Origin of the sequence: Chryseobacterium taklimakanense (genome assembly GCF_900187185.1) — a bacterium.
Taxonomy (GTDB): Bacteria; Bacteroidota; Bacteroidia; order Flavobacteriales; family Weeksellaceae; genus Planobacterium; species Planobacterium taklimakanense.
The window spans coordinates 1,679,742-1,693,793 of the sequence record NZ_LT906465.1 but is presented as its reverse complement, the minus strand read 5'-3'; the positions used below and the strand labels follow the sequence as shown (position 1 = coordinate 1,693,793).

The 14,052-nt window shown below is 39.4% G+C and carries 16 protein-coding genes; 10 read left to right on the top strand and 6 right to left on the bottom strand.

The annotated features are described in order from the left end of the window. Nucleotides 1-3 precede the first annotated feature (3 nt). Complete coding sequence (locus CKV81_RS08085) at nt 4-591, bottom strand: thymidine kinase (RefSeq protein ID WP_095072207.1); 588 nt, start codon at nt 589-591, stop codon at nt 4-6. 98 nt (nt 592-689) lie between these two features. Here CKV81_RS08085 and CKV81_RS08080 point away from each other — a divergent pair, with 98 nt between their 5' ends. The 5 genes from CKV81_RS08080 (at nt 690) to CKV81_RS08060 (ending at nt 5,360) form a co-directional block, all read left to right on the top strand. Further along, on the top strand, nt 690-1,661 hold the full coding sequence (locus CKV81_RS08080) for a hypothetical protein (RefSeq protein ID WP_095072205.1): 972 nt from the start codon (nt 690-692) through the stop codon (nt 1,659-1,661). Then, nucleotides 1,612-3,072, top strand: a complete 1,461-nt coding sequence (locus CKV81_RS08075) for a UDP-N-acetylmuramate--L-alanine ligase (RefSeq protein WP_258453958.1) — start codon at nt 1,612-1,614, stop codon at nt 3,070-3,072. The genes CKV81_RS08080 and CKV81_RS08075 overlap by 50 nt, the downstream gene beginning before the upstream one ends. 40 nt (nt 3,073-3,112) lie before the next feature. Beyond that, entirely contained in the window at nt 3,113-3,787 is a 675-nt protein-coding gene (rsmI, locus tag CKV81_RS08070; RefSeq protein ID WP_095072200.1) for a 16S rRNA (cytidine(1402)-2'-O)-methyltransferase, read from the top strand. Nucleotides 3,788-3,968: 181 nt separating this feature from the next. Next, nucleotides 3,969-4,712, top strand: coding sequence for a 3-oxoacyl-[acyl-carrier-protein] reductase (fabG, locus tag CKV81_RS08065; RefSeq protein WP_095072199.1), 744 nt, complete (start codon nt 3,969-3,971; stop codon nt 4,710-4,712). A 72-nt stretch (nt 4,713-4,784) separates the two neighbouring features. After that, entirely contained in the window at nt 4,785-5,360 is a 576-nt protein-coding gene (locus tag CKV81_RS08060; RefSeq protein ID WP_095072197.1) for a 5'-methylthioadenosine/S-adenosylhomocysteine nucleosidase family protein, read from the top strand. Nucleotides 5,361-5,402: 42 nt separating this feature from the next. On the opposite strand, the gene CKV81_RS08055 is transcribed toward CKV81_RS08060, so the two are convergent. Beyond that, entirely contained in the window at nt 5,403-6,350 is a 948-nt protein-coding gene (locus tag CKV81_RS08055; protein ID WP_095072195.1) for an isopenicillin N synthase family dioxygenase, read from the bottom strand. 80 nt (nt 6,351-6,430) lie between these two features. Here CKV81_RS08055 and menD point away from each other — a divergent pair, with 80 nt between their 5' ends. Further along, the gene (menD, locus tag CKV81_RS08050; protein WP_095072193.1) at nt 6,431-8,137 is read left to right on the top strand and encodes a 2-succinyl-5-enolpyruvyl-6-hydroxy-3-cyclohexene-1-carboxylic-acid synthase; all 1,707 of its coding nucleotides are present in this window, start codon (nt 6,431-6,433) and stop codon (nt 8,135-8,137) included. 14 nt (nt 8,138-8,151) lie between these two features. Here the strand turns inward: menD and CKV81_RS08045 are convergent, their stop codons facing one another. Together CKV81_RS08045 and CKV81_RS08040 are read right to left on the bottom strand one after the other, a co-directional pair. After that, complete coding sequence (locus CKV81_RS08045) at nt 8,152-8,778, bottom strand: aminotransferase class IV (RefSeq protein ID WP_095072191.1); 627 nt, start codon at nt 8,776-8,778, stop codon at nt 8,152-8,154. Further along, a complete protein-coding gene (locus CKV81_RS08040) occupies nt 8,762-9,706 on the bottom strand; it encodes an aminodeoxychorismate synthase component I (protein WP_095072189.1) in 945 nt (314 codons plus the stop codon). Before CKV81_RS08040 ends, CKV81_RS08045 begins: the two co-directional genes overlap by 17 nt. A gap of 79 nt (nt 9,707-9,785) precedes the next feature. Between CKV81_RS08040 and CKV81_RS08035 the strand changes: the two genes are divergently transcribed. From CKV81_RS08035 to CKV81_RS08020, 4 genes are all read left to right on the top strand, one after another. After that, nucleotides 9,786-10,505 (top strand): hypothetical protein, encoded by a 720-nt coding sequence (locus CKV81_RS08035; RefSeq protein WP_095072187.1) that lies wholly within the window; start codon nt 9,786-9,788, stop codon nt 10,503-10,505. 62 nt (nt 10,506-10,567) lie between these two features. Then, entirely contained in the window at nt 10,568-11,305 is a 738-nt protein-coding gene (locus CKV81_RS08030; protein WP_095074384.1) for a beta-carotene 15,15'-monooxygenase, read from the top strand. Nucleotides 11,306-11,399: 94 nt separating this feature from the next. Beyond that, the gene (locus CKV81_RS08025; RefSeq protein WP_095072185.1) at nt 11,400-12,485 is read left to right on the top strand and encodes an AI-2E family transporter; all 1,086 of its coding nucleotides are present in this window, start codon (nt 11,400-11,402) and stop codon (nt 12,483-12,485) included. 11 nt (nt 12,486-12,496) lie between these two features. After that, entirely contained in the window at nt 12,497-12,727 is a 231-nt protein-coding gene (locus CKV81_RS08020) for a DUF3820 family protein (protein ID WP_095074382.1), read from the top strand. Nucleotides 12,728-12,835: 108 nt separating this feature from the next. On the opposite strand, the gene CKV81_RS13705 is transcribed toward CKV81_RS08020, so the two are convergent. Both CKV81_RS13705 and CKV81_RS13495 read right to left on the bottom strand, forming a co-directional pair. Then, the gene (locus CKV81_RS13705) at nt 12,836-12,958 is read right to left on the bottom strand and encodes a transposase (RefSeq protein WP_157727391.1); all 123 of its coding nucleotides are present in this window, start codon (nt 12,956-12,958) and stop codon (nt 12,836-12,838) included. A gap of 169 nt (nt 12,959-13,127) precedes the next feature. Then, nucleotides 13,128-13,346 (bottom strand): hypothetical protein, encoded by a 219-nt coding sequence (locus CKV81_RS13495; protein ID WP_220096585.1) that lies wholly within the window; start codon nt 13,344-13,346, stop codon nt 13,128-13,130. Nucleotides 13,347-14,052 lie beyond the last annotated feature (706 nt).

Genomic DNA, 14,052 nt, shown 5'->3' with positions numbered 1-14,052 from the left:
AATCTATTTCTTCTTATTCAAAACCTCTTCCACGAAAACCTTTCTGCTTACCGCTTCGTAACTGTCTGTCTCGCCAAGTTCCACAAGATCAGTTCCCGCAGATTTCCGCATTGAATAATTGGCTAAATTCCCTGTGGTTCTACAAATAGCATGTACTTTGGTCACATATTCTGCTGTGGCCATAAGATTCGGCATCGGTCCAAACGGTCTTCCCAAGAAATCCATATCCAAACCCGCAATAACTACCCTTATTCCGTTGTTAGCCAACTTATTAGCTACATCAACAATATCATTATCAAAGAACTGTGCCTCATCAATTCCCACCACGTCGCAGGTTGATCCCAACAATAAAATTTCGTTTGAACTTTCTACGGGAGTACTGCGGATTTTGTTTTGGTTATGCGACACTACCTCCTCATCATCGTACCTGGTGTCAACTTTCGGCTTGAAGATTTCAACTACCTGGCCGGCCATTTCTGCGCGCCGCAAACGGCGGATCAGCTCCTCAGTTTTCCCCGAAAACATAGAACCGCAGATCACTTCCATCCAACCGCTCTGTTTAGCGTGATTAATTGTATTTTCTAAAAACATTTGTTAAATTAGCCGTAAGTTTCGAACCTTCAAAATTAACGAAAATTAATAAGACAAAAGTTATGCAACACCTTGAGGAAATTCGGCAAAAGTATTTTATGGAATGTAAAAAAATCATTTCTGAGTTGCTTTATACAGAGAATGCGCAGGACTTGGCAGACAATAAATATCAGGTTGATAAACTTTTAGAAAAAGTTTCATTTCTTAAGGTAATGTCCGAAATTCCCGATTTGTTTTCATATCAGATCAACGATAACCAGCCGGTTTCAGAACGTGATGAAGTTTTTGAATTTTCTACAAATGAAAAGAGCAATTTTGAAGAGGAATCGAACTTTGAAGTGGACAACAATTTGGAACTTGACGAGAAGCTAACTGAAACATATGAATCTGTTGAAGATTCAGATGAAGAAAGAGAAACTGAACTAGCTGAAATAGATAATACAGTTGATAATCCTGCTGCTGAGGAAGAAGTTATTACTCCTTCAAACGAAAATGAAGAAAATACGGTTGAAAATCTCGTGACGGAAGAACTGATTGAAGAGGCTGCAATGAGTGAGGAAGCCTATCAAAAGTCTGCTGAGCTTGCCGAAACAGAATCAGACAAATTTCACGAAACCGTGGAAACTGAAAAACGTGTCGCTGAACCGGGTAATTCATTTTTTGAGGAAAGCTCTCATCATCCGCACAAATCAGAAAAAAAATTCAAACTTCCGCATATCAAGGGCTTGAAAACAGTAGAATCCTTGTTTGACGACAATCCTTTGGAGCACCAACCAAAACACGAAGATTCGGGAAGCCTCGTAAAATCCAATGTTTCAATTGATTTTATGGAGGCTGAAAGACCGAAACATGAATTCAAACTGGATTTAAATGACCGTATTGCTTTTTCTAAACTCCTTTTCAACGGCAGCCAAAGCGAAATGAATGATGTGGTAGCTCAGCTCAACAGCTTTAAAACTTTAGACGAAGCCAAAGAATTTTTAAGCGATATCTACTACCGCAAAAACTGGAAAAAAGTGGATGAGTACGCGCAAAGGCTATGGCAGCTGGTTGAAAATAAGTTTCAGTAAGCGCAGGTTCGCGCCAACATTTTTTATAAATTTTATGGTTAAAGATATTTCAAATTTCCAAAACGTCTTTTTCATTGGTGTTGCCGGTGTTGGAATGAGCGCTATTGCGCAGTATTTAAAAGGAATTGGAAAAAATGTTTCCGGGAGCGACCGCTACTTTCATCCCAACGAATACAACAAGACCAAAGAACAGCTTGAAGCCGAAGGTATCAGGTGTTTTCTTCAGGACGGAAGTGGAATTGATGAAAATACAGAATTAGTCGTAGTTTCCACAGCGATTGAAGACACGGTTTACGAAGTACAAAAAGCCAGAGAATACAATATTCCTGTCATCAAAAGGAGCGAACTTTTGGCGTTGATTGCAAAAAGTAAAAAGACGATTGCTGTTGCCGGAACTTCAGGTAAATCAACAACTTCGGCAATACTGTTTCAAATTTTGGCGGATGCCGGTTTGGAACCGAGTATTATTTCGGGAGCAGGCTTGACCAGAATTATCAAAGAAGGGAAAATTGGAAATGCAGCGGTAGGAAAAGGAGACTGGTTGATTATTGAGGCTGATGAAAGCGACGGTTCGGTTGTACAGTATGAACCAGAAATCGGAGTTCTGTTAAATATTGATAAAGACCATCAGGAAATTAATGAACTGATTGAAATCTTCACTGTTTTTAAAAATAACACACAAGGTTTATTTATTGTAAACCAGTCAAATACATTAGCAAAAACTTTGTCTGCAAATCCGGAGAATGATTTTGGTTTTGAGGATGAAAATGCAAAATACACGGTTACCGATTTTAAGCAAAACGGTTTTGAACTGTCTTTCAGAATCGTCGGCCAAGCGTTTTTGATGAATTCCGTTGGAAGACACAGCGCAGAAAATGCTGCAGCAGCAGTGGCCGTCGCCAGTCAGATAGGGATTGATCTAAAAATCTGTGCTGATTCTCTGGAACATTACGAAGGTATTTATCGCCGTCACCAGATTTTAGGGCAGAAAAACGGAGTTTGGATCATTGATGATTATGCCCACAATCCCGCAAAATGCGCCGCCTCGATTAAGGCTTGTCAGCCGCTGGCAGAAAAAGTGGTGGCGTGGTTTCAGCCGCATGGTTACAAACCGACGCGGTTTTTACGCCAGGATTTTGTGGAGGAAATTTCCGATGCACTCCGTCCGCAGGATGAAATCTGGATGAGCGAAATTTTCTACGCCGGTGGAACAGCGGTAAAAGATATTTCAGCCAATGATTTGATAGAAGACATCAAGGCCAAAGGAAAAAATGCCTATTTTGTTGAGCATCGTGAAGAACTTTTGGATAAGATGCGTCCGCATTTGGATGAAAATACGGTGCTGCTTTTGATGGGAGCCCGCGATCCGAGTTTGGAAGAATTCTCTAAAAATTTATATCAAAAATTATAATTTAATAAAAGCACCCAATATCAGCGAGACACCGGGAGTAATGAGTGGCACTTTATATTTTGTACCTACACCGATCGGGAATTTAGAGGATATGACTTTCAGGGCAGTGAATGTACTGAATGAGGTGGATTATATCCTGTGCGAAGACACCAGAACTTCGGGAATTTTGCTCAAACATTATGATATTTCAAAACCAACAAGATCGTATCATCTTCATAATGAACACACTGCGACAGAAAAAGTGATTCAGGACTTAAAGAATGGACAAAACATCGGCATCATTACCGATGCGGGAACACCGGGAATTTCCGATCCGGGCTATCTTTTAGCAAAAGCGTGTGCTGATGAGAATATCGAAATGATTTGTTTACCGGGTGCAACGGCCTTTGTTCCGGCTTTGGTTGTTTCCGGATTGCCGAATCACGACTTTTATTTTGCTGGATTCTTACCTCAAAAAAAAGGCCGTCAAACCAAACTGAAACAACTGGCCGCGGAGAAGAAAACAATCATACTCTACGAAAGTCCGCACAAAATCAATACAACTTTAGAACAGATAAAGGAGTTTTTCGGAGAAGAAACGAGAGTGAGTTTGAGCCGGGAGATTTCTAAAAAATTTGAGGAAACCAAACGCGGGACAATCAACGAATTGATTGAGTTCTCCAAAAGCAAAACTTTAAAAGGCGAGATTGTGCTTGTCATTAATAATACAGTTTAAATTTTTCCGCTAAATTTGTCTTATGATTGCCCAGGAGCATATCCGCCGAATTGAGTTTATTACTAAAGATTAGTCTTACGAAGATTATTTTGAAGAGTGGATAAAGCAAAATGTAATCATCACAAATATTGAGATGATTGGAGAGGCTTTTAAACCTAAAACGAATTAGATATAGAAAAATATGAAACTGTTAGAAGGAAAAGTCGCCCTAATCACGGGCGGAACCAGAGGAATCGGGAAAGGAATTGTTGAAGTTTTTGCAGCTCAGGGCGCAAAAGTGGCGTTCACGTACGCTGGTTCCGTGGATAAAGCGAAGGAATTGGAAAATGCTTTAAGCTCTTCCACGCAAATAAAAGCTTATCAGTCAGATGCTTCTGATTATGATGCCGCCCAAAAACTTATTGATGACGTGATGGCAGATTTCGGACAAATTGATATTTTGGTGAACAACGCCGGCATCACAAAAGATAATTTGATGCTCAGAATGTCGAAAGACGATTGGGATACCATCATCAAAGTGAATCTCGATTCTGTATTTAACCTAACAAAAGCGTTAATCAAACCGATGATGAAAGCAAAAAGCGGCTCGATCATCAACATGACTTCCGTGGTTGGTGTGAAAGGAAATGCAGGACAGGCGAATTATGCGGCTTCAAAAGCCGGCGTGATTGGCTTTACAAAATCTGTCGCATTGGAGCTGGGATCCAGAAATATCCGCTGCAACGCGATTGCGCCGGGTTTTATTGAAACTGAAATGACTGCGGCTCTGGACGAAAAGACCGTTCAGGGTTGGAGAGACGCCATTCCACTAAAACGCGGCGGACAGCCGGAAGACGTGGCGAACGCCTGTGTTTTCCTCGGCTCGGATATGTCGGCTTATGTAACCGGGCAGGTTATGAATGTGGACGGCGGAATGCTGACTTAAATTTTTTGAAATATTTACATAATAAATTTTGCCAGAGCCTAAACTTTGGCAAAGTTTGTTTAAAGCATTATCATGATTATCGACGGAATAAGATACCGAAAACCTGTGTTGGTTTTCGCCCTCGAAAGCGAAGCAGGAAATGAATTTGAAAATTTTGATAAAATCTTTACCGGAATTGGGAAAGTGAATGCTGCATACGCGCTCTTAAAACATCTCAAAAACAACAGACCGGACCTTATTATCAATCTTGGAACTGCGGGCGGTTTTGGATTTGAAAAAGGAGAAGTGGTTTGCTGTACGAAATTTATTCAGCGCGATATGGATGTCCGGGAACTGGGTTTTGAACGTTATAAAACACCGCTTTCTGATGAACCCGTAATTTTAGATTATGGATTGAAAATTAGTGGCTTACAGGAAGATGTTTGTGGTACGGGCGATCATTTTGAAACGGCCCATTCTACTGATGCGTATAATGTTGTGGACATGGAAGCGTACGCACTGGCTTTGGTTGCAAAACGTGAAAATATCCCTTTTCTCTGCTTAAAATATATCTCCGACGGTGCCACTGATTCTGCCGCCACCGAATGGAGCGAGGAACTACATAAAGCCTCGGATAAACTTAGAAAGACCTTAGACAAAATAAAATAGTCCGACGAAATGCCGGACTATTTTTCTTAATTGCCTGTAAGATTATTTTATCAATCCCAATTCTACAAGCCTTTCATGCAAAAATTCACCTGCAGTGGTATCAGGATAAAGTTTTGGATTGTTTTCGTCATAAGTTCCTTCCAGTGCATCAAGCTTCATTTCGCTCACCGGATGCATGAAGAACGGAATCGAATATCTTGAAGTTCCCCAAAGTTCACGATCCGGATTCACCACTCTGTGAATGGTGGATTTCAGTTTGTTGTTCGTATGTCTGGACAGCATGTCACCAACATTAATCATCAGTTCGTCTGGTTCGGCGATGGCATCGATCCATTCGCCTTCGTGGTTTTGTACCTGTAATCCTCTGCCCTGTGCGCCCATCAGTAGAGTAATCAAGTTGATGTCGCCATGTGCTGCTGCTCTTACCGCGTCTTCAGGCTCCTGGGTAATTGGCGGATAGTGTATTGGCCTCAAAATAGAATTTCCTTCAGCAATATACTGATCAAAATAAAATTCATTCAACCCAAGATAAAGGGCCAAAGCTCTCAGAACATATTTTCCGGTTTTCTCGAGCATTTGGTAAGCTTTTTTGCCCACCTCGTTAAATTTTGGTACTTCCGCAACCGTTACATTGTCCGGATAAACATCACTGTATTTTGAATCTTCTGCCAGGTACTGCCCGAAATGCCAAAACTCCTTCAGGTCAGCTTTTTTAAATCCTTTCGCCGTTTCTTTTCCGAAGCCTACATAACCCCGCTGCCCGCCGATTCCAGGGATTTCGTATTTCTGCTTTGTTTCCACAGGCAGATCGAAGAAGTTTTTAACCTCTCCGTACAGTTCTTTTACAAGGGCATCGTCGAGGAAATGACCTTTCAGTGCAACAAATCCTATGTCTTCATAGGCTTTTCCGATTTCATTTACAAATTTCTGTTTGCGTGCCGGATCATCCGACAGGAAATCACGCAAGTCCACACTTGGAATTTTGTTCATTTAGTTTTTTGTAAAAATTAACTCCCAAATATAAGGTTTTATAATTTTTAAAAATCTATAAAACTCATACCTTTGCCGTTATGAAAAAATTCTCATCAAAACGCAGTATTCAGGTGCTTGCTCACATTATGAAGGAGTACGGAATTTTAAATGTGGTTATTTCTCCGGGTTCACGCAACGCGCCTTTGGCGATACATTTCGGGGAAATGGATGAGATGAATAGCTACAGTATTGTTGATGAGCGGAGCGGCGCCTTTGTTGCTTTAGGAATGGCGCAAAGCACGAAAATGCCCGTTGCTGTTACATGTACATCAGGTTCCGCGTCAGCAAATTATTATCCGGCGGTTACAGAAGCATTTTACCAGAACGTTCCAATTTTAGTGTTAACTGCCGACCGGCCAACAGATTATGTTGATATTTTCGATGGACAGACAATTCGCCAAAAAGATCTTTATCAATTACATTCCTATGGTGATTTTCAACTGATGGAAGACGATAGAGACGGCTCGGAAGATTATAATTTTCAAACGGTAAAAAAAGCAGTGGAGCTCTGCATTGAAAAGCAGGGTCCGGTGCACATCAATATTCCATTGTCTGAGCCGCTTTATGATTTGGTAACGGAATTGCCGACGTTCCCAAGTATTGAGAAAACAATTCAGAAAAGACCTTACGACCTGCCGCCGAATTTGGTAGCAGACTGGAATATCTCCAAAAGGATTTTGATTTTAGTGGGAACCCGAGCGTATTCCGAGGAACTTCAAGCTCAGCTTTCTCAATTGGTTAAAAATCATTCAGTTGTGGTTTTATGTGAAGCGAATTCAAATCTTCACCACGAAAAGTTTTTCAGGCATATTGACCGGTATATTTATAATTTTTCTGACGAGGATTTTAAAATTTATGCTCCAGATTTGTTGATTACAGTTGGACAGAATGTCGTTTCTAAAAAAGTAAAACAGTTTTTAAGAAAATCACAACCGAAAAATCACTGGCATATCGATGAGTTCTGGCAACCGGATACTTATTTCTGCCTGACACAAAAAGTAGAAACCAAAGCGGAAGTTTTCTTTGGTAAATTATTGAATCACATCAAACTGGAGCCACAACCTTATTATAACCTCTGGGATGTTCTGAGGGACAAGAAAGATGCAAAACATAAGGAATATGTAAACAGAACCGGATTTTCGGATTTTAATCTTTTCTGGTTGATTTCACAGAAAGTTCCGGCAAATTTCAATATTCATTTCAGCAACAGCTCAGCAATTCGCTACGCGCAACTCTTTGATTTTAATCAAAATAAAATCTACTGCAACAGAGGCACCAGCGGTATTGACGGCTCTACATCTACAGCGATGGGTTTCGCCATCAAGAATGAAAACCCTACGCTGCTGGTGACGGGCGATCTGAGTTTTTTCTATGACATCAACGGGCTGTGGAACCAATATATTCCGCCATACACGAGAATTATCATTTTCAATAACGGTGAAGGAAATATCTTTAAAATTATTCCCGGTCCCGATAAGGCAAATTCAAATATTTTGGATGAATTTATCGCCACGACTCATCAAAAAAATGCAGAACACCTGGCAAAACATTTCGGTTTTGAGTATATAAAAGTCGAAGATGATAACACGGTGGAACGGGTTCTGGATAATTTTTTCAATCCGGATGTTCAGCCAAAAATTCTTGAAGTCTGCACACAGGCCGTTGAAAATGCAGAAGTGTTGCGCTCTTATTTCGATTTCTTAAGCGGTAAAGATGTGAAAACACCTTGGGACGCGGATAACTGATTGATCCAAAAAAATCAAAGTTCGATATATTCGCTGCTTTCGGGAAGATTCAGGATTTTGTGCAACGGATACACGAACATATCATCGAAGTCATTCATGGCATTAATGATCTGAAAATGAGAGAATTCCTTCAGATTCTGCAATGTAATTTCGGCTTCTTTTATTTTTTTGTTCTTCAGAAGATATTGCCTTTGCACGCCGTTCAGCAGATAAGTATTTGGTGTGTACCATTCTTTTCCTTTCAGGAAGAGCAGATTTGAAAAAGATGTATCGGTAACCCGGTTGTTTTTTACGATGATGATTTCTTCACTCCTGGCTTCTTCTTTCATCACGCTAAATTCCTTTCGGTTTTCGTATTTGAAGGAATAATCGATGTTGTTGTTTTCAACCAGCTGAAAATCATCAATTTCCGCTATGGCATACGGAATAAGCTGAGTTGTAAATTTACGGTCCAGATCGTAAACGATGCGCAGTTTATAAAGTCCGTCTTCGTCGTGCTGCAGGTTTTTGAATATTTTTTCCAGATCGATGGAGGTTTCTTTGCCAAACTGCCGGAAGGTTTCGTTGACGCGCTTTTGGTGATATTCTAAAAGGAAGATTTCCTGATCTTCAATCTTGATGCTTTCAATAAACTGGTACATAGATTTTATTTTTCATTTCCTGGTATTCGTCGGCAAGTTTGCTCAGGTGGGTGATGCCGCCACCGCTTTTAAAGTACAATATACCGTTTTCTTTTTCTATAAAACGAATCATCACGCACGAGTCAAGGTTTTTACCGTCAAACCAGCCGCAAACGCCTGTGTACCAACCCCGTTCGTAGCCTTCAGATTCCAGAACAATTTCCATAGTTTTAGGTTTTGGAGCTCCCAGAATTGATCCTGCCGGAAGTAAGTTTCTCATAATACTGCCAATTTTTCCTTCAAATTCGGGTTTGAGGTTTCCTGAAATTTCGGAGCTCATGGCGTACAGGTCTTTTTGTTTGGTTTTAATAAAATTAATCCGCTGGAATTCTTCAACCTGCACTTCATCGGCAACCATGCTGAGATCATTTCGTAACAAATCAACTACCGTGTAGTGTTCAGCTTTCTCCTTAGTGTCGTTCTTCAAGGTTTCCACGGCATTTTCCAGTGAAGCATCGATCGTGCCTTTCATGGGGTGGGTGAAAATCTGGTTATCCTTTATTTCTACAAAGGTCTCCGGGGAAAAAAGGACAAATTTGTCTTTGTAGAACAGTTTGTATTTTGCTTTTGAAAGATAAAAAATTTCTTCTAAAGTTAAATTCGTTTCGATTTTGGTTTTTCTGGTGTAATTAACCAAATACGAATTTCCAAGACTGAGATTTTTCTGAACGAATTCGAAGCCCTTTCTGTACTCGTCCTGAGATTCAGGAAAAGATTTTAACACAAATTCATCATTTGTTGCGAAGACCCCTTTAGTATTTTTAATATTTTGAAAATCAATCATTAAACCAGAATTCAATATTTCGCTTTCCATATAAATTTCAATATTTTCCATCAGGAAATCGATGATGAAAAAGAAAGGAACTTTCTGTTGGGAAAGCTCGTCCATTCTTTGAAAATTCGGATGGTTTGATGTTTTCACTTCACAAAAATAAATTTTTAAACTTACTTTTGCAGCAAATTATTTTATGCAGACCAATTATCCGCAGAAAAAAGGAATCGGTTTTATTTTGAGTGAAGCTTTCGCCTACTGGAACCGCACGCTGGTGTATCAGATTCTCTTCAGCCTCATTTATTTTTCAGTTTTGTTTGTGGTACTTTTTTACTTCGCAACCAGGTTTGGAATCATGGAGCAGTATATCGGTCTTTCCGAAAAACTGAAGCAGGGCATGGAAGTTTACAGAAAAGGAGTACAGGAAATTGCTGATAACCCTAACTTCCTGAAATTCCAAATTATATGGCTTCTTACCATGGCATTTCTTTTCCCTTTGAATTTAGGTTTAATGAAAATGTTCCGGAAGCTGGATCAGGGAGAAAAGCCTGCGATGGAAGACCTTTTCGCGGGTTATGCGGGGACCAATTTCTTTATTTATACCAGTTTCTTTCTGTTTTGGTCCATCATTTATGTTTACACTGTACCGACAATTTTTCTTGCTCTGATTTGGGTTTTAGTAACGCTGTTTTGTGCGCCGCTGATGTTCTTTATGGATAAGAGAATCCCTGAGGCTGTTGCTCTTAATTTTAAGGCTTTACGACTATATCCATTAGAAATTTTGGTGTGTACGTTTGTGGCCTTTGCATTCAAGTATTTTGGAATTCTCACCTTCATTGGAGCTATTTTTACACTACCGTTTTGGAATGCTGTGATTTACGCGCTGTACAGCAAAATTTTCAGAGAATTAAAATAAAATTCTTTTTGTTTTGTTTTTTGTGTTGTCAAAAAAATTATCTTTGGTAAAAATTGGCAATTATGGAAAACTTTACAGCATTTGAAAAAACGGGAACAGTTCCTGAACGCAACACCGGAAGCATTATTTCTCACGCTTTCGAAATGTACAAAGGTTTGATAGGCTACGCTATATTAACGATGATTTTATACGTTGTGGCGAGTTCATTGATTCAGGCTTTTTCAGGTATCGATCAGCAGGCGGTCCTGGATCATGTAAAATCCTCAGAGGGAACGGTTGATTATACTGAAATCTGGAAAATTGAAGGCATGAAGGAATATTACGGCCTGTCTGCACTGCTTTCCTTTCTTTTGGGACCGCTGCTTGTAGGTCTGGTTTATATGGCTCACAAGGTGAACAATAATTTGAAACTCAATTTCAGTGATCTGTTCATCGGTTACCGTCAAAACTTTCTTAACATTTTAATTTACAGCTTTATTTCCAGCATCATTATTGGTATTTCCTTTATGCTGTGTTTTCTGCCGGCGCTTTTTATCGGTCCGATGCTGCTCATTGGGTATCCGGTTTTACTTTTTGAAAATGCCAACGCCATAGAAGCGCTGAAGAAAACGTTTTCGGTAGCTAAAGAAAATTATGGTACATTTCTTGGTGCCGGGCTTTTAGGCATGCTGATCAGTATGTCAGGCCTTTTGCTTTGTTTTATTGGTGTTTTTATTACCGCACCTTTTATTTATGCGGTTATGTATTCTGCTTATGTTGCTTACGTTGGCAGGCCAAGGCAAATCATTCACAACTCGTAAAAATTTTACTTTAAAATATAAACGGGAATCACAAGAGTGTGTAAATTTGGGTGGCTGCACTATAGTCACTTTTCATAATGCTATTTCTAAGGCTATGTCGAACCAATACGAGCAAATCAGCGGAAATAAAATAAAGCAGATTTTCCTTCTCCTCATCATCACCACATTGGCAGGACTTATCGTGGGGAATCTTACGATGTTTATACCATCGCTTTTAGGCGCGCTCACGCTGTATATCGTGTGCCGTAATTTTAACTTTTATCTTCAGGAAACCAAAAAATGGAAACCGATGTGGGCTTCTTTATTTATCATTTTGATCTGTTTGGTGGTACTGATTATCCCCATCTATCTGCTTGGGGATATGCTGATCGAAAAACTTGGAGACTCCAAAGCCTATATGGCTAAATTCAATGTATTTCTCGATAAGATCAACGATTTCATTTATGATAAAACCAAAATTGATATCCTGAGCAAAGAAAATCTGGACGGTATAAAATCCTCTGCAGCAAAGCTTTCAACAAATGCGGTAAGCTCAACGTTTAACACACTTTCTATTGTGGTGTCCATGTTTTTCATGCTGTATTTTATGCTGGAAAAGCCAAGGCTTTTTGAAAGGGTAGTTTCGAGTGCTGCGCCGCTGAAAAAAGCGAACATTACCTTAATTGGCGAAAAATTCAGGAAGCTGGTTGTTGCAAATGCCGTTGGTCTTCCGGTTGTTGCGCTCGGTCAGGGGTTGGTGGCGCTCATCGGTTATTTTATTTTCGGTGCGCCGAGTCCGATGCTGCTTTTTGCACTCACAGCAATTGCATCGATGATTCCGATTGTAGGTGCGGCGATTGTCTACGTTCCTGTTGGGATCTTTATGATTGCGGAAGGCAATACCGGAAGCGGAATCGGTGTGTTGATATATTCGCTGATAGCCGTTGGCCTCACTGATAATGTGCTGCGTTTTACTTTACTCAAAAAACTGGAGAATATACACCCTCTAAATACGGTATTTGGAATTATCATGGGCATGAACCTCTTTGGATTTATGGGCTTGATTTTCGGACCGATTCTGGTGTCAATGACCGTACTTCTCATTCAGGTGTACCGCGATGAGTTCAGCGGTGAAGAAGAAACTGAAATCATTATGCCCGAACCAAAGGAAATCGAGAAAAAAATCGATCTCACTATCTGATGGGAGGCAGCATAAAACCTGAAATTTTAAAAGAAATCTGTATTGTGAAGATGCCTTTCGGTAAGTACAAAAATACAGTTCTCGCAGATTTGCCGGTTTCTTATCTGGAATGGTTCGTACGAAACGGCGGCTTTCCAAAGGGAAAATTAGGAATGCAGCTTTCTACTATTTATGAGATTAAAATCAATGGATTGATGGATTTGCTGGTACCGATCCGTAAAATGGTCATCGAGAATAAATAGCGTAAACTCTATAAAATAAAAAGAAGCCGTCTCAAGACAAAATTTTGAGGCGGTTTTTTTATTTTCCTTATAAAATTGGAATAAAAAAAGTTGGGTTTAAAGTGGCTTTTATGCCACTTTCTTTCTTAGGTTGTGTGCAAGAGCGTGTAGTCCGAACTCTATTTTCACTTTTTTGAGGGATTTTAAGGTAAATCTTTTAAAATTGTGGTTGTGTTTTAATTGGGCGAACACCGGTTCCACGATCCAAAATCTATTAATCCAGTTTTTTTAAGTATTTGAATTTTACAAAACTTGCAACTATATCGACTTCTGGAAATAAAGTAGCTTGGTTGAAACCAAAGCTTTCCAGTTGTTGTAATATTTGAGTTTTAGACTTTTTATCGATAATAATTCGTTGATCTTAATCACTTCCTCTTTCAATCCATTTTTTGTTAAATTTAGCCATTGGTTTATATAACCCGAAAACAGTAAATAATGATGGACTAATACCAAAAATTAAGAATGCCCCATGTTGCTTGGCAATCCTTGGGTTGTCAAGTTTAGGTTTAACGGCATAAACAGAAGAAACATCTTTCGGATCGAGATTTATCTTCACGAATGTTATGTAGTAATTTTCCAAAATATGTTTGACTGCATACTTCAATTGAGTCCTGAAGTTCTTTGCGGAAGTGACTTTGCAACTTTTCAACAAAAAAATATCTAAAAATGTTAACTTCTGAATTTGTTACAAGAGGAAACCTTACTTTAAATAAATTTAGAAAAGAATTAAAGACATGCCGAAATGGGTGCCCGTCATTTTCTTCGTAGCCCTCAATTATCTTCTCTTCATTGTCATTTAAAAAATTTAAAACTTTTGGGTGAATTTCATCAAAATGCTCATGTAGTTCCACAGGGAGTTTTTATTTAAACCAATAAAGCAATGTAAATCATCATTTTACTGACAGTAACCAAGTTAGATAATTTTGTAAAAGCATAAGGCATCGTATAAACCATTAAACAATCCCCGATTTAGTCCCTGATTTTAGAAGTAGGGACTAAAAATACCCGCATCAAAATCTACACAACATTAATTATTAACGTACTGCCAACAGCCTGCGGAATTTCCTCTATAAATGTCAGTTTAGAAAATATGGGTAAAATTGATGCTGATTTTTTAGCTAAGTGACCTCGAGACCATCGAAGAATATCTGGTACGCGGTCGTCATTGCGGTATGTGCGCCGGCACATAGGAATATTGCTGTGCGCGGTGGCGAAAGTGAATAATGCTGCTATATCATTCCGCGGAGAAACAGTATTTTATTTGATAATTTATGTGATCAACTATT